General features: G+C 61.1%; 16 protein-coding genes and 1 pseudogene. 8 read left to right on the forward strand and 9 right to left on the reverse strand.

Translation table 11 applies throughout. From position 1 onward, the window contains the following. Nucleotides 1–140: 140 nt before the first annotated feature. Nucleotides 141–548 (forward strand): hypothetical protein, encoded by a 408-nt coding sequence (locus tag ACIQLF_RS21235; protein ID WP_400303057.1) that lies wholly within the window; start codon nucleotides 141–143, stop codon nucleotides 546–548. Nucleotides 549–566: 18 nt separating this feature from the next. Next, on the forward strand, nucleotides 567–1,427 hold the full coding sequence (locus ACIQLF_RS21240) for an alpha/beta fold hydrolase (RefSeq protein WP_400303059.1): 861 nt from the start codon (nucleotides 567–569) through the stop codon (nucleotides 1,425–1,427). A gap of 140 nt (nucleotides 1,428–1,567) precedes the next feature. Here the strand turns inward: ACIQLF_RS21240 and ACIQLF_RS21245 are convergent. Further along, nucleotides 1,568–1,780, reverse strand: a pseudogene (locus ACIQLF_RS21245) (transposase); the annotation flags it as partial. 49 nt (nucleotides 1,781–1,829) lie between these two features. On the opposite strand from ACIQLF_RS21245, the gene ACIQLF_RS21250 reads away from it, so the two are divergent. Next, entirely contained in the window at nucleotides 1,830–2,669 is an 840-nt protein-coding gene (locus ACIQLF_RS21250) for a hypothetical protein (protein WP_400303062.1), read from the forward strand. Nucleotides 2,670–2,824: 155 nt separating this feature from the next. After that, nucleotides 2,825–4,147 (forward strand): EAL domain-containing protein, encoded by a 1,323-nt coding sequence (locus ACIQLF_RS21255; protein ID WP_400303065.1) that lies wholly within the window; start codon nucleotides 2,825–2,827, stop codon nucleotides 4,145–4,147. 277 nt (nucleotides 4,148–4,424) lie between these two features. Here the strand turns inward: ACIQLF_RS21255 and ACIQLF_RS21260 are convergent, their stop codons facing one another. The 4 genes from ACIQLF_RS21260 to ACIQLF_RS21275 form a co-directional block, all read right to left on the reverse strand. After that, complete coding sequence (locus ACIQLF_RS21260) at nucleotides 4,425–4,991, reverse strand: recombinase family protein (RefSeq protein WP_400303068.1); 567 nt, start codon at nucleotides 4,989–4,991, stop codon at nucleotides 4,425–4,427. 313 nt (nucleotides 4,992–5,304) lie between these two features. Then, nucleotides 5,305–6,240 carry a hypothetical protein gene (locus ACIQLF_RS21265; RefSeq protein WP_400303071.1) on the reverse strand — a complete coding sequence of 312 codons (936 nt, stop codon included), beginning with the start codon at nucleotides 6,238–6,240 and terminating at the stop codon, nucleotides 5,305–5,307. A gap of 104 nt (nucleotides 6,241–6,344) precedes the next feature. After that, nucleotides 6,345–6,737: a hypothetical protein gene (locus ACIQLF_RS21270; RefSeq protein WP_400303073.1), complete on the reverse strand. Its 393-nt coding sequence runs from the start codon at nucleotides 6,735–6,737 to the stop codon at nucleotides 6,345–6,347. A gap of 473 nt (nucleotides 6,738–7,210) precedes the next feature. Next, nucleotides 7,211–8,281: a DUF4238 domain-containing protein gene (locus ACIQLF_RS21275; protein WP_400303076.1), complete on the reverse strand. Its 1,071-nt coding sequence runs from the start codon at nucleotides 8,279–8,281 to the stop codon at nucleotides 7,211–7,213. Nucleotides 8,282–8,759: 478 nt separating this feature from the next. Here ACIQLF_RS21275 and ACIQLF_RS21280 point away from each other — a divergent pair, with 478 nt between their 5' ends. Then, nucleotides 8,760–9,143, forward strand: coding sequence for a hypothetical protein (locus ACIQLF_RS21280; RefSeq protein ID WP_400303078.1), 384 nt, complete (start codon nucleotides 8,760–8,762; stop codon nucleotides 9,141–9,143). Beyond that, nucleotides 9,140–9,919 (forward strand): hypothetical protein, encoded by a 780-nt coding sequence (locus tag ACIQLF_RS21285; protein ID WP_400303080.1) that lies wholly within the window; start codon nucleotides 9,140–9,142, stop codon nucleotides 9,917–9,919. Before ACIQLF_RS21280 ends, ACIQLF_RS21285 begins: the two co-directional genes overlap by 4 nt. 16 nt (nucleotides 9,920–9,935) lie before the next feature. On the opposite strand, the gene ACIQLF_RS21290 is transcribed toward ACIQLF_RS21285, so the two are convergent. Together ACIQLF_RS21290 and ACIQLF_RS21295 are read right to left on the reverse strand one after the other, a co-directional pair. Beyond that, nucleotides 9,936–10,511 (reverse strand): HNH endonuclease family protein, encoded by a 576-nt coding sequence (locus ACIQLF_RS21290; RefSeq protein ID WP_400303082.1) that lies wholly within the window; start codon nucleotides 10,509–10,511, stop codon nucleotides 9,936–9,938. Nucleotides 10,512–10,774: 263 nt separating this feature from the next. Beyond that, nucleotides 10,775–11,653 (reverse strand): excalibur calcium-binding domain-containing protein, encoded by an 879-nt coding sequence (locus tag ACIQLF_RS21295; RefSeq protein WP_400303084.1) that lies wholly within the window; start codon nucleotides 11,651–11,653, stop codon nucleotides 10,775–10,777. Nucleotides 11,654–12,180: 527 nt separating this feature from the next. Here ACIQLF_RS21295 and ACIQLF_RS21300 point away from each other — a divergent pair. After that, on the forward strand, nucleotides 12,181–13,011 hold the full coding sequence (locus tag ACIQLF_RS21300) for a PhzF family phenazine biosynthesis protein (RefSeq protein ID WP_400303122.1): 831 nt from the start codon (nucleotides 12,181–12,183) through the stop codon (nucleotides 13,009–13,011). Nucleotides 13,012–13,247: 236 nt separating this feature from the next. Beyond that, complete coding sequence (locus ACIQLF_RS21305) at nucleotides 13,248–14,438, forward strand: Fic family protein (RefSeq protein ID WP_400303087.1); 1,191 nt, start codon at nucleotides 13,248–13,250, stop codon at nucleotides 14,436–14,438. A gap of 231 nt (nucleotides 14,439–14,669) precedes the next feature. Here the strand turns inward: ACIQLF_RS21305 and ACIQLF_RS21310 are convergent, their stop codons facing one another. Together ACIQLF_RS21310 and ACIQLF_RS21315 are read right to left on the reverse strand one after the other, a co-directional pair. Then, nucleotides 14,670–15,704 (reverse strand): YhcG family protein, encoded by a 1,035-nt coding sequence (locus ACIQLF_RS21310; RefSeq protein WP_400303090.1) that lies wholly within the window; start codon nucleotides 15,702–15,704, stop codon nucleotides 14,670–14,672. 440 nt (nucleotides 15,705–16,144) lie between these two features. Beyond that, on the reverse strand, nucleotides 16,145–17,731 hold the full coding sequence (locus tag ACIQLF_RS21315; protein ID WP_400303093.1) for an ISL3 family transposase: 1,587 nt from the start codon (nucleotides 17,729–17,731) through the stop codon (nucleotides 16,145–16,147). Between the last annotated feature and the right edge of the window lie 217 nt (nucleotides 17,732–17,948).

The raw sequence follows: 17,948 nt of genomic DNA on the forward strand, positions 1-17,948 counted from the left end.
GTAGGGGGCCTCCGGGGCTGCAATGGAAGCAGCGAAAGGTTGCCAACGGAGACAGCCGCCAAGGCACTCCAGGAACCCCGCTTTCGAGGCTCGAACAGAGAAGTCCGACCCTCCGCGAGTCCAATGAGAGGAACAACGACATGACGGTCGCAACACGTGCCCCTTCTGTAGAAGCCTGGGTTCAGAGCTTCACCGAGGCCAACAACCAGGACCCGGAAATCCAGGCCCACGGAAAGTACTTCACCTGTTCCTACCTGCTGGACATGGAGGCGCACACCTTTGTCGTCCGGGTGGTGTCCGGTACCATCGCCCAGATTTCCGTGGACCCGGGCCCCATCGACGTGCCCTACCAGTTCGCCATCCGGGCCAGCGCCCACACTTGGAGCGAATTCGGTAAGCCCGTCCCGGCTCCCATGTACCACGGCATTTGGGCAGCCTCTTTCCAGCGCGACATGAAGCTGGAGGGCGACGTCCTGGTCCTGATGCAGAACTTGCGCTGCATCACCCGCCAGATCGAACTGCTGCGCTCTACCGGCGCACCCGTCTAGACCATAGGAGTTCCTGCCATGAGCAAAATTTCCCCCGTCACCGGCCATTACGTCACCGTCGACGTGGACGGCCTCGAATACAAGGTCTTCTACCTCGAAAACGGCCAAGGGCAGCCCCTGGTCTGCCAGCACACCGCCGGAGCCCACAACCACCAATGGCGCGGCCTGCTGGAGGACCCGGAGATCACCGCCAACTACCGCGTCATCGCCTACGACCTCCCCCGGCACGGCAAATCAGACCCGCCGGAAAACACCCAGTGGTGGACCGAGGAATACCAGCTCACAGCTGACCACTACGCCAACTTCATCATCGCCCTGGTCGATGCGCTGGAACTGGTTGACCCCATCTTCATGGGATCCTCCTTCGGCGGCAACGTGGCACTGCAGCTCGCGCACCGCTTCCCCGAGAGGTTCGACGCCGTCATCCCTGTTGAGGGGGCGGACCACTCACCGGGCTTCTACCTCGACTGGTGGCAGCACCCCCACGCCAATGCCGCCCAGGTGTGCGGCAGCGGCACCTGGGATCTCATGGCCCCCCAGTCACCGGAGGCAGACCGCTGGAAAACCTGGTTCTACTACACGCAGGGTTCCGAGGCATTCAAGGGTGACCTGTACTTCTACTCCGTGGACCACGACCTGCGCGGCAAACTCGGTGAAATCCAGACCGACAAATGCGCGGTGGTCCTGATGACCGGCGAGTACGACTACCTCACCACACCTGAAGACGGAGCCCGCACCGCCAGCCAGATCCCGGACGCCGAGTTCATCGAGATGAAGGCCATCGGGCACTTCCCGATGAGCGAGAACTACCCGGTCTTCAAGGGATACCTCGTCCAGGCCCTGGACCTGATCCGCACCAAGACCAGCGTCCGAGCCTAGCCGATTCTCACCTAAAGGGTCGGTGCCGACCCAGGAGGGTCGGCACCGACCCTGTCACCTTAATGGTGAAAGACACACAGAAGATTTGATGGCCGCATGCCCTGCTTCTGGCACCCGGACCGCACCAAAACTGCTGAAGGTCAGGTGGTGGTCGGTAGCCAAGGGTCCCCGCCGAAAAGTCCGGTAAGCGCATCGAAGGCATTCTTGCCCTGTTTTCGGGCTGTGGCCAGGTAGGAGCGCACGGCAAGGAACGCTTCGGCACCCTCGTGGCTGCGCCAGGACCCCGATATTTTCTGTTGGAGTTTGATCATCCGCAGGTCCCGTTCGGCTTGGTTGTTATCGAAGGGCACCTGGAGCCCTTGACCACTCGTTGCTTCAATAATCACATACACGTAGGTTGCGATGCCCTTAAAAATTCGTTACTTTTGCTGCAAAAATCGCAATATTTATTGCACGTTAAGAGGTTTATCTTTGCGCTACAGGCTACCGTTTTTTGCCCTGCTGATATGTTTCTTGTTTCCGGCTGTCCCAGCCTTTGCAGCGACTAATATCAATATGGAGAATGGATCCCCGGAAGACTCTCCTGCGGAATCCGGCATAGGACTCCGAAGTTTAGATAACCCTGCTGCAGCCCAAAACGATCCCCATGCTCTTTCATCCATCATCGAAGATATAAACCCGGGCAAGACGATTAAACGACGAGTCGAAATCGTCAATGGCACTGCGCATACACGGGAATTTTGGCTTTACCCTGCCGCAGTAGTGAAGAACGGCTCCTTTTCCCACGCACCGGGAGACCTGTCCAATGAGCTGACTACGTGGACTTCAGTGGACAAGCCACGACTAATTATCAAGCCCGGAAATAGTGCGCGTGCCATGGTCACCATCGACGTTCCGGCAGATGCCTCGGAGGGTGAAAAACACGCAGTCCTTTGGGCAGAAGTCCAATCTCCGGAAAGCGCCACCGGCATCGTGCATGCCAGCAAGACCGGCGTTCGAATGAATTTCTCGGTTGGCCCCGAAAAGGGGCAAACGGGAAACTCCACCACCGGTTCACTAACACCCGGCCACGATTCCAGTGGGGACCCGACAGCCACCATGAGTCCCTTCCCCGATGCCGTGACAGGAGAGGCCAATGCCGCTCAAGATCCTGTCAACGCGAAAATGATTATCCTCGTGGTATTGGCATACATCATAGCTATTGGTGGATTGCTCCTATGGGGCGCGGAACCCAGCAAATAAAGTTACCCCGGAGTAAAAAGCAGGAATTTTCCAACACCAAGTAGCCAGAAAGCGGGCAGGCATCCTGCCAGATGAGGTGGAGTATGCCCAGAAAAAAGAAGAGTGCACCACCCCGGCGTGGGGTGACGCTGTCCTCCCGGACCGCCCGGTGGCTCTTGGCTATCATCTGCATCGATGCCGTCGTGACGCTGTCCATCCGCGGCCCGCTGTTCTTCGGCCAGATACCGTGGGCTGCCCTCGGCGGGATGTGGTGGATTCCGAAGGTTCTGGCGTTGCTGGTGGTCCCGGTGGTCGTGTATGCCACCTGGCGCTTGACGCGCCAGCAGCGCAGGGACCGGGCCGCCGCATCCAAGACCAAGGGGTTGATGGATACGGTGCTGGCGACCAGCCGGGAATTTCTCTGGGCCATCGACCAAGACAGTCGCTTCACATTCTGTAGCCCGGCGAGCCGGGAGCTACTTGGCTACGAACCTGTCGAGCTGTTGGGCCGGAATGTGAATCTGGTGATGACTCAACAGGATCTGACTGACGCGCTGCATGAAGTGGGCAGCGCATCAAAAGAAACAGGCTGGGACGGCCTGATCACCACCTACCGCCACTGCGACGGACACCCGATCCCGGTGGAAGTCTCCGCACGCCCGTTGCACGACGCCACCGGGCACCACGCCGGGTTTGAGGGAACGACCCGCGTCCTGGGAAATGGTGCCGCGGATACCCTGGCGATCAACAAGGCCAAAGCTCGGGTCAGCGCCCTGCTCGCCGAACAATCCCTGAGCACGGTGTTCCAGCCCATCAGGTCGTTGCCGTCCGGAAACGTGCTGGGCGCTGAGGCCTTGACACGCTTTCCCGGTTCATCCGGCCTGTCCCCGGAAACTTGGTTCACACAGGCGGCCATGGCCGGGCTCGGAGTGGAACTGGAAATCCTCGCGCTGGGCACCGCGCTGCGCGCAGCGGCCATGATGCTGCCGGAGCCCCTGTATATAGCGCTGAACGTTTCTCCAGAGGCCTGTCTGGACCCGCGCCTGAGCGGACTTCTCGAAGGCTCGGGCATCAAGCCAGGGCGAATCGTACTGGAGGTCACTGAACGCCATCAGGTCCAGGACTACGCACCACTGGCCGCTGCCCTGGATCCACTGCGTGGTGCCGGGGTGCGGATCGCCATCGATGATGCCGGGGCCGGGTACGCTTCGATGCGCCACATACTTCAACTGGGACCAGAGGTGATCAAGCTGGATCGGGACATCATCGCGGGGATTGATACCGATCCGGCGCACCGGGCCTTGGGAGCAGCAATGGTCGGGTTCGCCAGGGAAATCGGTGCGGTCATTGTCGCCGAAGGCATCGAGACCGCAGCCGAATACGCCACGGTCACGGCTCTGGGCATGGACGCCGGCCAGGGCTACTTCTTGGGCCGTCCCACGGCCAGCCCCGGGGACTGGGCCCACCGGACACACCCTTCCCCTGGGCGCGAAGTGTGATCTCCCTGGCCCAGCCCCCGCGGCATTCTCAAAGAAGGCTGGGAACCGGTCTCGCATTAATATCCAAACACCACCCTCTATCTCTCTTGGGTAATGGCCTGCCCGGTGTCCGGACGCCACACCGAGGTCTCCAAGCACCGGATGTGCTGAAATACCGTTCATCGGCATCGTTCTCGACCTCTACTGTTCAACCAATACGACGCTCAGCACCGCTGAGGACGGAATTGAAGCATCCCGGAAGTCATGCCGCTATTTTGTGTGAGGGAGCTCCGGCGGTTCATTCCCGACCCAGGCTCAGGTACCTGTAGACCGTGGCGCGGCTTGCCCCGATGACCTTTCCGATGTCGGCAGGCCTAAGCCCCTGGTCCTTCAGCTCACGGGTCCGCTTGACCTTCGCATGCGCGGTGGTCACTTCCCGCCGTCCGGCCTTCCGTCCATGTTCGGCCGCCGCAGCCATGCCGGCGCGGGTCCGTTCGGCCAGCTGGTCGCGTTCGAGCTGCGCGAAGGCCGACATCACCGTCAGCATCGCCGTGCCCATGGGGCCGGTGGTGGCGATCCCCTCGGTCAGCGACCGGAAATGGATCCCGCGTGATTCCAGGTCGTCGATGAGTGCCAAAAGGTTGCGGGTGTTGCGCCCCAGCCTGTCCAACTTCCACACCACCACCTCGTCCTGGCCCGGGCGCAGGTGGTCAAGCATCCTGTCCAGCTCAGGGCGGCTGGCCCGGGTTCCGCTGACACCCTGGTCAACGAAGACCCGTTCACACCCCGCCTGCTTCAAGGCGTCCATCTGCAACTGGGCATTCTGGTCCACCGTGCTGACGCGTGCGTATCCGATACTGGCCAATCCCAACTCCAAGATCTCATCAAAGGTTAAATTTCAACTTTCCTGAGAAAGCTTACCTGAGACACATTGTTGAGAATCTGAGCCTTGTCGAAATTTCGCGCGATACAGCGATTCGAATTCAATTCAGGTTCACCCTGCGACAGACATGCCGAGTTCTCATCAAAGGATCCTTTGACTGGACATCTCCCTTTGGTGCGGTCATGCGTATGCGGAGTTCACCGATTTGTGATGGTGTTCTGGAATCGGCTGGTATCGCACCTCCGGGCATCGGTTTGTTTGGCGTCGCATGTGCTTCGAGGCACTGGGTGGCAGGCTAGGCGTGATCCTGCTGCATTATGTTCCAAACTTCTTGGCGCGCCGCGGGGAAGTCGAACTTTCGACCAGACATCAGCGAAGTGACTTGTTCGAGCGGCCACTCGGTCAGCGTGCCGTAGCGAGCCGAGTAGATGCCTAACCGGTCGATGTTGTACTGGTTTGAGTGGTCCAGCAGTGCGTAGCCAAGTAGCTGATAGACGTTATCCGGTTTCAGCACATCGGGGCGGAGTCCTGCCTTGTTCTTGGGAGCGAGGATGGTCTTGATGTCGAGCAGCAATCCTCCTGCTACGAGGTCAGCTTCCGCGCCGATACGTTGGTTGGGGCCGGGCTTGGAGAGATCGAAGGTGGGGCCGAGGCTAAACGGACCTGTGAGTTTCGCGATGAGGCGTTCCTCTGAGAGCTCCTTCAATGCAACCAACTCCATGACAGCGGCATCATCGGCTTGTTCAAGCATCGTGTCCACGGTGAATTCGCCGCCATACACCAAATCCGGGACGAGAGGCGCCCATGCCGCACCGGCCCGGTAGGCATTGACGCAGAGTGCGAGGCCCCAGGCGGCCCGGGCGGCGAGATCATTGTCGACCGATCGACCAACGATTGTAGCCAGTTCGTTGACAACCTCGTGGTAGGTCGTATTCAACGGAAAGAGGATGAGGGCCGACATCGGCGTCTCGTCAGGTTCAATGATCAGCCGAATGATCAGATCGAGGGCTGTGCCGACGTTTCCTGCGTTGGCTCCCATGGAGTCGATGGCGAGGTCACCGACAAGGGCCTTGTATTCGGCTTGGAGTGGCTTCACATTGGGAAAGGTGCTGCGCAGGTACTGGCCAATGGAGGTTTTGGGGTCTTTGACGTCCTTGCTGAGGCGCCCTGTTGTGTTGTACATAGTCAGACCATAACCGGGAGGTGACACCGAGCTATTTTCCTGGGCCATGCATCTCCTGGATCGCGTAATATTGTGCGCCGGTGACGGGCGGATGAGATACCGGCCGCGGCCCCGTCTCCGCCTGTGATTTGACTCGTCCGACAGTCAAACGATCAATGGCGGTAGTGGGCGTAGACCTTGTTCACTTGGATCGACATCGCTTGGAGTTTCTGGTCGGCCGTTGGCCGAGTAGGCATTTCTCCGAGGTCGGCGGCGAGCTTGTAGAACCCGGCACCTTCATCGTTGGAGCCTTTGTGTGTGACCAGAGCCGAGAGCATGATCCCGTGTTCTGCGTGGCTTTGCCGGGAAATTTCACCCAACAATCGACCAACAGCCGCACGCTCGGCCCCCTGGCTGTAGTCGAATCCGGGCAGCCCGGTGGCCAAGGTCAGTTCTCGGTTCAGCTCGGTGTAGTCGCATCTGCTCTGTTCCCGAGCAAGGGTGACCAAGTGGTACACGGCCGCGTTATGTAGCTGCTCCCATTCGAGATCCGTTCGCCTGTACATTCAATCTCCGTTACATAGGTCCGGTCGAGGCCGGGCAATACGACAAGATCGTATCGTGGAAAGCCGGCGGAGCGGACGACTCTTTCACCCATTCTCTGTTGAGATGGTTCGAACAAACAGGAGTCTGGCGGTTTAGCTTTCCAACGAGAGCCCTTGCGAGCCTCCTTGCAATATCGGGATTAGAGAGTGTGGAAATCGCCGAACTTCGTAGAGTCGCAAGAAGCACGGGCTACCGAATGTTTCCAGCGGGCAGCTGGAAACAGCCCGACCAGAAATTTGGAATGCTCGTAGCAGCTCCAGCGATGGGCACGACGTGTGCACACCCAAGATCCGACTGATCCACGCCTAGGCAGACTGCCTTCGCGATAGAGCTGATGCTGAATCTGAAATCCACCAGGTTGCGCGACTGATCACTTTCAGGTGATCACGCTGATGGCGACAATGCTTGACAGGAGCGATACCGTCGAGATCTCTCACGAATCAACAAAATCTTCCGCGCCATTTCCGTGTCCATCCGTCTTCCCAAACCACGGTTCGCCGTCGAACTCCGCGTCCGTGAAGCCACCCACGCTCATGTTAATGAGGTTTGGTTCCGGAAGATCATCGGGCACGAATTGCGCGTCATCGGGATGATGATAGACATATTCACTTGCCGAACCCACCGCGTGCTCGTTGAAGAGCCTCTCCATGGCTGTTGTGCCCGCTTGCTTCTGGTCGCATGCCCCGCGAAGGATGGCGGCTCTTCTCGTCTGGACTCGAGGGTCACCTGGTTTTAATCCCTCAAGCATGACCATGGGATCGTTCATGAGTAGCCCCAGCTTCCGGGTGATCGGGAGCGTGATGCCCCAGGCGGTTGCGAAGCCCACTCCCTCCCATGGCTCATTGCCGGGATTGCGAATCAAACTTACCGGGGCGTCCGAGGTGATGAGGGAGCGTCGGTCGAACTGTACGAGGATCCATGGGCGGGTTGCTATGAAGGGAGTCAGTTCCTCGGCGGTCTTTACCATGTGCTGAATATGGGCTTGGTTCGGGAAGGTGATTGGGGGGCCGCCAGGCTGCGTGGCTTCCTCCCAGATGCGATCTTCTTGCTCGGGGGTCGGGTCGATTCCATAGTTTTTCTTGATCCAACCACCTACGTTCCTCCGCCCGCCTGCCCCAACCTCGACCCTGATCATCTTTGCGTGAAGGTGTTCCATCGTCTTGCGCGTGTCCGGTCCGCGCACGCTTTGCAAGGCCATGTAGAACGAGAGTGTTTGGCGGTCCGCCTCTGACGGCGGGAACTTACCCCTCTCGAATTTCCTGATAATGCTGATGGCGTCACCTTCGACCCCGCTCAGTGCCTTCTCGAACTCGTCAGGTTCCTCCAGCCCATCTATCGTGTGGAAATGCGTCTGCGCAGCCACGTTCTTCACGGACGAAATGAAAGGCTTCCGGGAGTCGTCGAAGGGTATGACACTGATTCGTCCCTTATCGGTAGCAAATCCCCGAAGGTACGCCTGCGGAACGTAGTGGTGAAGCTTTGCCGTGTTGCCCTTGCCTGCCATAGTGGCAGTATTCCACAGCTACATCGAGGCCGTAGGGACCCCGGGCTGGGGGCGGCCCGATCGGCACAGGCTAAAAAGCACCAAAGTGCCCTCCAATACGGGCGTTTGGCGTTATTGGCCACTATTGATCTCAATGTCGATATGGAACGGTCCCGGTAATCCTGCCGCCGCTCTATGCGGGGCGGATTGCCCGAGCTTTTAGGTTGAATCGCCGATAACAGCACATGCGGCGAGTTTTTCACGCCCATGAACGGGCCATATTGCATCGCCTCAAGCTGTGCAGGTCTGCTCCGCTGAGGGGTTCCGGTTCGTGATGGTGTCCCTCCCGCCGGGCGAGACCCATCCGCGTACACGCGAAAAGTTGGTTTTTTGTCTATTTTTAGTCTCTATACAGGTTCCTTAGTGTCCATGCAGGGTAGTCTGGGAGTACAGTCGCAAATTTGCGGACCATCCGGACACACGGAAAGGGAATCTTCCCATGAGCATTGCCACGATCGCCGGGGCGGCGCATGCGCGTACGGCACGGCTGGGGATCCGCGAGGTCGTCCGGCGGCTCAATGCCGCCCTCGGTGCCACTCTCGTGGCCGGCCTGGCCGGAAGCAAGGACCGCAAGATCAGCTACGGCTGGGCCCAGCAGGACGGACCCACGCCCAAGCCGGCCGCGGTCAAGCGCCTCCAGTTCGCCTACACCCAGTGGAGCCTCGTGGCCGAGGCCGAGGGCGAACACGTGGCCCGCATGTGGTTCATCGGCTCCAACCCCTGGCTCGAGCACGACTCCCCCATCGATGCGATCCGTGAGGACCGCTTCAAGGAAGTCGCCGCGGCCGCCACGGCCATGGTCGAGGACGGGTTCTCCGGTTGAACCGCATCTGCCAGAAAACGGGCCTGGCCCTCATCGAGGGACCGCTCACTGCCTATCGGGTGGCCAAGGAATCCTACGGTCCGCTAAACCCGCAGGAGCGCGGTTCCCTGGACGAGGACCGTGCCGGCTGGTACCGCTTCGACACCGCCGGGCGGACGCTCTATGCCGCGGCCGATCCCGAGAGCGCCTTCATCGAGGCCCTCTCCTGGGCGCGCATGACCCACGGCCACCGCACCTACCTGGCAAAGACGGCCAGGTTCATGGGGCTGCCCGTGGGCCAGTTGCGTCGGATCGTGGAGGAGGAATGGTCGGCCAACTCCAGCATGGTGCCGGGCTGGATCCCGGCGAACTGGCGCGAGGGACGCCTGCTCTACACCCTGGAGTTCGGGGCCGGGTGGTGGATCGACATCGCCCATGCGGCAACCCTTACAGTGTTGAACCAGTCCATCGGGCGGGACCTGCATGCTGAGGGTGTGCTGCCCGAGTCCCTGACCCTGTCGGAGGTCACCGGCGGGGACCGCCGCAGCACCACGCTGCTTGCTTCCTACCTGCGTGAGCAGGTGCTGGATGACGGGTCCTATCCACTGGGCATTCGGTTCCCGTCCAAGCACGGCAGTGCCGGGGCGGGACACGGGCATTGCCACGCTTTCTGGATGCGCCGCCGGGACGTCGGTCTGGACGACGACCCGGTGCGCGTGTCCCATGCACAGGGCATCGCTGTGAATCTTCCGGCCTACCAAACCGCGTTGAAGATGCACGGCATCCAATCCCGGTAAGGCATTTCCGGGCTTTTCAGCCGGTCGTGGGGAGGGCCTCTTTACCGGGGCATTGGATGGTGAGGATGCGTTGGATCACGTCGTGTTCTGCCTTCGTCATCCATAGCCCGTGTTTGGCCTTCACCGCGGTTTGCCGGGCGACATAGTCGCAACGAAACCCCTTCTTGGGCGGCAGCCAGGTCGCGGCGTCACCGTCACCCTTGGACGCGTTGGATGGACCATCGACGGCCAAGAGGTTGAGCGGATCGTTGGCGAAAGCCAGGCGTTCCTGCGGGCTCATGTGTTGTGCACCCTTCTGCCACGCGTCCGACAACGCGACAAGGTGGTCGATTTGGACCTTCGTGCTGGTTCCCTGTCCACGAATGAAGTCGATCATCTGGCCGGTGAACGGGTCTTGGAGTGTTCCGCTGGTAATGACGCATCCCTGCGTCCCGGGTTTCGCGGTCACGTTCTGAAGGTCGCGGCCGAGAATGTCGTTGCGCGCATCGCATCCGTTGCGGTCCGGATCATTCCACCCTGCCCCGAAGAGATCCCGGTCGTACCCGGTCTTCGATGCCCGACCCTTGACTTCAATGTTTTCCAGTTGCTCCAAGACGGTACCGCTTCCGACCTTGGCCTGAGTAGGGGTCGGTGCAGGCGTGCCCGAACCGCCGCTCGGCGTTCCTGGAGGGGGCTCGGTCGCAGCCTCGGGTGTCGGCGCCTCGGACCAGATGATGATCGGTTCGCGGGTCGCTACCTCCGAGTGGATGCTCAGCGGTTCTGCCGCCGGGGCCGCGGTGCTCTGGGCGCCGCAGCCCGATAGGGACCACACGAGAGCGATTCCAAGGACAACCAACTGCGATCCCTGTGGGCGGATCAGCTTTCGCAACCGACGCCGTCTCCGTCGCGATCCAGCTTCCGACTGTACCCGGGGTCTCCCGAGTGGATCGGGGCGGCGCCGGCCGCCTTAACTGCGGTGCAATTCGCGTAGTAGGCGGAAGACCCGGCGGTGTCCTCGGTGAAGGACTCGGCCTCGGCTTGCTGTTCGGCCAGCTCCTTGGCGGCCGCGTCGGCTGCCGCTTGCACGGCAGCAGCCTCCTTCGCTGCCGCAGCTGCCTCTGCCTTCCGTTCGGCTTCCTTCTTGGCCTTGGCTTCGGTGGCTGCCTTTTCCTGTGCGGCTTTTTTCGCCGCAGCTTTCTTTTTCGCGGCCTCTTCCTTGGCCTTGGCTTCCGCAGCGGCTTTCTTTTCTGCTTGTTCCGCCGCCTTGGCAACCGCCTGATCGTGCGTCGTCTGGCCGACCCAGATGAAAGCCCCGGAGTCGTTCTTGTCGCAGTAGTTGCTTTCGCCTCCCTGCGTCATCACCAGGTGGTCTGCTTCGCAGGGCTGGTCCACGAAACTGGCCAGGGTGGGTTCCTGAGCGGGAGCCGAAGCCGCGGTGTCGGCAAAGGGTTGGACCTTGCTGGTTTCCGTGGGCAAACTCAGTCCAAAGACGACGGTGGAGACGATGAACATGGCAAAGGCCCCGCCGATGAGGCCGGCCGCGGATTTGCGGTTGGCGATGCGTGCCCAACGAACACGCCCCAAAGCCAAGGCAATTAGGCCCACGATAAAGGCAACGATGCTCAACAGGAACACCAGGAGCGGCGCGAACACCACCAAGAGAATCAGCATGATGACCACGGCGGCAGCAACAAGCCACCACTTGAGCGTGCGTGAAGTTTTTTGGTCGGGCAAAGGCCCCCAGGCATTATTCATGAGAAGTTCCCCCAGCGAAACAAGAATCAGTCAGAACGGCCAATCATAGACGCTTCAACCAATCGCCAGGCAATAAAGACCCCGTTCGGTCACGCACTGCGCCACACTCTCGTGCGAGGGAATCAAATCACACCGGATTTGCTCGTTCTTCGTGTGTCTTTTAGGAGCACTCATCATGCCCTGCTGTAGGAGGGAAGAACGCCCCAAACGCCGATAACTGCACTTGTGTTGCACTTTCGCACCAACGTGCAAACATCCGTGGACTCCGAATTTCTCGCTGCAGACGTTCGCTTACATGACATTCGACAACGAAACCGACGAGTGACTGTTAGTTCCTTGTGTGGCGGTATATCCCCGGTTCCGAATGGATAATCCGATTGGATAGTACGTGGAGGCGACGCACCCGTTACCGGACCTGCCCGGAAGATCCACGCGATACACAGATGCGCTCCTAGTCCTTGAATGGCCCGATTTATCGGTCGACAGGGCGTGGAATACCCCGTGGCTGTTAAGGTGGTGCCGTGACCATGCACCAGTACAGCGAAGTCGATGTTTTTTCCCCAAAGCCCTACCTCGGCAACCCGTTGGCGGTCGTTCACGATGCGGAAGGGTTGACCAGCGAAGACATGCAACGCTTCGCAAAATGGACGAACCTGGCCGAGACGACGTTTCTTCTGCAACCCACGAATCCCGCAGCCGATTACCGGCTACGGATCTTCTCCGCTGCCCAGGAGTTCCCTTTCGCCGGCCACCCGACCCTGGGATCGGCCTTTGCGTGGCTGAAGGCAGGAGGCGCACCGAAAAACAACTGCACCATCGTTCAGGAATGCGGTGCAGGGCTGGTGACTGTGCGCGTGGAGAACCAACGCCTTGCCTTCGCGGCACCGCCCTTGACCCGCTTTGAACCCGTCGAGGAGCCGCTGGTACAGCGAGTCGCCACGGCATTGGGGGTGTCCCGGGAGCGCATCATTGATACCTCGTGGCTGGTCAACGGCCCGGAATGGATCGGTGTCCGATTGTCCTCCGCGCAAGAAGTGCTCTCGCTGCAGCCGGACCCACGGGACCTGGGCTCGCTCTCCATTGGCGTGGTCGGACCGCACCTGCCGGGGCATGACACCCAGTTCGAAGTGCGTGCCTTCCTCGGTGGGGATCCGGTATGGGAAGATCCGGTCACCGGAAGCCTCAACGCGGGATTGGCTCGGTGGCTGTCCGCCGCCGGGATCTCGGATCGGCGCTATGTTGCGGCCCAGGGAACCGCCATCGGATACCACGGGCGGGTGCACCTCGACATTGAGGACGGCGAAATCTGGGTTGGCGGGGATGTCACAAGCTGCGTCAACGGCGAGGTCAACCTCTAACCCGCCGGCAGGATCCCTCCCGGGGGAGGAAGACGGCGCTCTCCTGCACCGGCCCCGATTCGATGGCGCTGCCGCACAGATCTGTACGCCGTCGCACCAGCGCAAAGGGGGATCCATCGGCAAACCGAACAACGCATTTTCCCAAGATAAGATATTCTTGGGAAAATAGACCGGTCGGTTTCCCACCGCTACGCCGGAACCAATCGCCCGACCGACAACGACCTCGAAGGGCTGCCGTGAGCACCGAAGAGAACGCATGGCCCTCGATCGGCTTCGAGGAAGTCCAATGGGACGCAGCACCCGATGCCAGCCAGTCCCGCCGGCAGCGCCTGCGTGCCCGAGGCCCATACGAGGCCGCCGTCGTGCCAGCCATCTCGGGCCGCAGTCCCTCCATCAGCACCCGGGTCCTTGCCCTGGCAGAGGAAGCGACCATTGACATGGTCCGCTTCGACCGCGATTTGGGCGAGAGCGCGGCCCCCTTCGCGGCACTGCTGCTGCGCAGCGAGTCCGTGGCCAGCTCAGAGATCGAGAACCTCACCGCCGGTGCCAAACGAATCGCCCTGGCCCAACTCGGAGACCACTCAAGCACCAACGCCTCCCTGATCGCTTCCAATGTGGCCGCCATGCACGCTGCGATCGCGCTGTCCGATGACCTGAGCTTGCCCAACATCCTGGCCATGCACCGAGCCCTGCTGGAGGCATCGCACCCGGGCATCGCCGGCAAGCTGCGTACCGCACCGGTGTGGATCGGCGGAAACTCTCCGCATTCGGCCAGTTTCGTCCCGCCGCGCCATGAAGGGGTCGAGGCCGCACTTAACGATCTGGTGGCCTTCATGCACCGCGACGACATGCCGATCCTGACCCAGGTCGCCATTGCCCACGCCCAGTTCGAAACGATCCACCCGTTCCCCGACGGCAACGGCCGCACCGGAAGGGCCCTGGTCGGCGCGCTGCTGCGGAACAAGGGCGTGACCCAGAAGGTGACCATCCCCGTCTCTTCCGGGCTCCTGGCCAACACCAAGTCCTACTTCGAGTCGCTGAGCGCCTACCAGCAGGGCGACCCGGAACCAATCACCGAAATGTTCGCGGAATCAACCTTCGCCGCCACGGACAACGGCAGGCTCCTGGCCGCCAGCATCGACCAGGTCCAGTCGGAGATTCATGCCGCTCTCCCCCATAGCCCCAGCGAAAGCCTGCGCGCAACCATCGGCTATCTGGTCCGAGAACCGGCCCTGAGCGCCGAATCCCTGATCGAGATGACGGGCCAATCCTCAAGCTCTGCCTACCGGAACATTGCCACGCTGGAAAGCATCGGTGCACTCAAGGCCAGCAGCCACATCAAGGGCCGCAAGGTATGGATCGCACCTGCCGTCATTGAAGCCCTCGACGAGTTCGCACTACGCGCCGGCAAGCGCACGCGGGCCTGAACATCGGCGCCAGCCGACGTGACGATCAGGACGGTTCAAATTGCCGCCGTTTTGTGAGAAGCGGAATTTCATAGACGATCCAGAAGCAACGCCGATAATGGCACATATGAAGCCGGATAAACAGGCAAAGTGCAGGAAGTGCGCTTTGTCGAAAAAAAGGGGGAACCTCCACTGAACGAGCATCGTCGCTCATCCTTGGAAGAGGTTAGATCACCTCACCGTACTTCCGGTTCATTCCCCTGCATCGTGTTCGAGGGCTGCAGTGATAGCAGCCGGGGACGGCAAGGTCGCCTTCTCATCGATGGGAAGCGCATCGTAGGTGTATGACGTCACGGCCAGGGGCTGGGTCGATCCATCCAGTGCATAGCGCACGGTGCGAGCGTTCTTTGAACCGCACACCAGGATCCCGACGGTCGGGGCCTGCCTTGGCAACCGGAGGGTGTCGTTGATGGCTGCGACGTAGAAGTTCAACTGCCCCAGATGCTCTGGCTTGAACTTGCCGGCCTTCAGCTCCACCACCACGTACCGGTCCGAAGGTACGTGATACAGCAGCAGATCGATGAAGAAATCATCCCCGTCGACATCGAACTGGTACTGGCGGCCCACGAAGGCAAAGCCCGGACCAAACTCGGCCAGGGTCTGGGCCAGTCGCAGCGTCATGGCCTCTTCCATGGCATGTTCCTGGGCGTCCTCGGTGAGCCCCAGAAAGTCCAGAATCAAAGGGTCCTTGGCGACCTCCCGCGCCAGGTCGGTGCCTTCGCCCGGCAACCGTGCCTCGAGGTTGTTTGGAGCAGCGCCGGTGCGGGTGTGCAGCGAGGTGCGGATTTGGTGTTCCAGCACGGCTACGGACCAACCATGTTGGAGGGCTCGTGAGGCATACCATCGACGCAATTCTTGGTCGTCCAATTTGTTCAGGAGCGCGACGTTGTGGCTCCAACTCAATTGTCCAGACGGCGTCTGGACAATTAGTTCCGCGCCGCTCCATGCCGCGGCGAAGGCCCGCATGTTGTAGACGTTGGTCCTGGAGAATCCCTTCATGTGTGGGAATTCGGAGCGCAGGTCCTGTGCGATCCGATCCAGGACTTTGCTTCCCCACGGCTGGTCAATCTGTCGTTCCAAGATGGTGCGGCCGATGTTCCAGTACAGCTCGATCATCGAGGTGTTCACGACGCGCTGGGCACGGTGCTGGGCCTCCCGCACGAGCCCTTTCAAGGTTGTCAGCGCCTCGGAGTAGTCTCCGGGAAGTTCCGGTTCGAGCTGGGTCATACATCAACACTAGTTGGAGCCGCTACCGCTCCTGCTCAATGGTCCAGACAGTGTCTGGATAATTGGACAGTTCCCTGGATTAGAAAGAGCTTTCTGGCCTGACTTTGGTTCTCCCAGAAACGGGCATCTATCCTTTTGGGTTCAGGGAGATTTCGGTTCAGGTTTTTGGTTGGAAATTTTTCGGCGTGTCTCGATTTCAACGAAGACCTCCAAGCGCACACCGAAAATGATCGTTTGTAGCTGGCCGTTAGCGGACTACCTAGGGCGGTTGGTGAATTCGTCGAAAATCCGACACTGAGCCTGCTTAGCGTCCGATAACGATCGTTCGTGAGACACTTTCCCAACAACAGAATGGACCGCGGAAAACCGCAGTCTGTGGTTTTTGACGATAAATGGTTCTGGCACACATTTCGTGAATCGAGAATCGGCCATGGTTGCGGTCATGAGAGCAGGACTCTCTGCCTGAGGAGCGGGAAGCCTGCCCTGCCGTACATCTGGCGTTTGAGCATTTTGATCCGGTTGATGTTCCCTTCAACGACGCCGGAGCTGTAGGGCAGGCTCAGTCCGGCGATCACCGCGTCACGGTCCCGGTCGATGCCGTTGGCGAAGGAGTGCAGGCTCGGCAGGGTATCGATGTAGATCTTGCCGAGCCAGTCCCGGAGCCGGTCGCCGCGCAGCTCTGTGAGCATGGCGGCGAAGCCGCGGACGTGCGCGGTGAGGGGCTCCAGCTCCGGGCAGTTGGCCAGCACGGCCTTGAGTTTGGCCCGCACCTCTTCGCCCAGCACGGCGGGATCAGACATGATCCACCCAGCCACCTGCCGTACCGTCGGCGGTGCGGGGCCCGGGGCGGGGACGATTCCGGTGGCCCGGATCGCCCGCAGGTAGGCCAAGACCGTGCCGTAGCTGCCCCGGTAGCCCCTCGCGGTGATCTGCCGGTGCAGCGCGGCGGTGCTGGCCGGCCCCTCGCCCAGCCGCTGATGCAGGTAGGGCTTGTAGGCATCGAGGATCGTCCCCCGGTTGGCCCAGGACGCTCCGGTCAGCGTGTCCGCGCTGTCGGCCCGCGCATACTTGCGCACCGTGTTGTAGCACAGGCCCAGTTCGCGTGCGGCTTCATGCATGCTGGCGCCCTGCGCCAGGAGCTCGTGCACGCGCCGGTAGCGCGCGTGCGTCCGCTCGGGCAGGACGTGGCCGGCTGCGTAGGCCGCGGCATGGGCGGCGGCGAACTCCATGGAAGGCTCTGGCTGGTCATCGGTACTGGGGTGCACGGTAGGTCCGGGCAGACACAACCGGTGCCGCGCGACCTCCATTTCCACGTGTTCGCCCAGGTTGTGCCACAGGTGCCAGCGATCCGCGACCTGCACCGCTTCCGGCGCTCCGGTACGGGCACCCTCCGCATAGGCCCCTGCCCGGTCGCGGCAGATGAACCGTGCGCCCGGGTGCTCATGCAGCCATCGGGCAAAAGTGCCGGCTTGCCGGTCCGGCAACAAATCAATGGGACGCCGGGCACCGCAGTCCACCAGGACCGTGCCATAGACCTCACGTTTGCGTAGCGCGAAGTCATCCACCCCCAGCACGTTTGGGGCACCGACCGGAGTGGGTGCGGGCAACCGCATCACCACGCGAAGCAGGGTCATCCTGCTCACCGTGGCACCCAGGACGGTGGTTAGCCTAGCCCCGGCCCGCCCGGCCAAGGCCAGTCCGACAGCCTGGAGAACCTTCAGCAAGGTCGGGGTACGCCTTCCATAGCGGATGCTCATGCCGTCGGCCTGCTCGCAGAAGGTATGCCGGGGGCAACCCGACTCGTCGCAGAACAGGCGCCGCACCGACAGCTCGATGAGAACCGGTTGCCCGCCGATGGCAGTATCGGCGATCCGGCGCCGGTAACGGCTATGCACCCGTCGCGACAGCACCCCGCAGCCCGGGCAAGGAAACACACTATCCTCGCGGGTCCGGGCCGAGACCTGGACCGTTCCATCCAGCCGGCTGACACGTTCCACCAGCACGTCGTTCAAATACGGGAACACCACCCGCAGCAATTCCTCACACAGTCACAACGATCCCACCGAAGCGACAGTCCCTCACCATTCACGAAATTTGTGCCAGAACCCGCTAAATGTCGCATTCTTGCCAGCGATAAATGTCGCAGGAATCGCGGGGTCGCTGTCCCGGAACAGGTGGCCGCCGACGGTGCAAACGCGACCGAAACTCGTATCAGAATTCCACGTGTGTTGTCTCGAACCACCG

This window comes from Paeniglutamicibacter sp. NPDC091659, from assembly GCF_044756805.1.
Classification (GTDB): domain Bacteria; phylum Actinomycetota; class Actinomycetes; order Actinomycetales; family Micrococcaceae; genus Paeniglutamicibacter.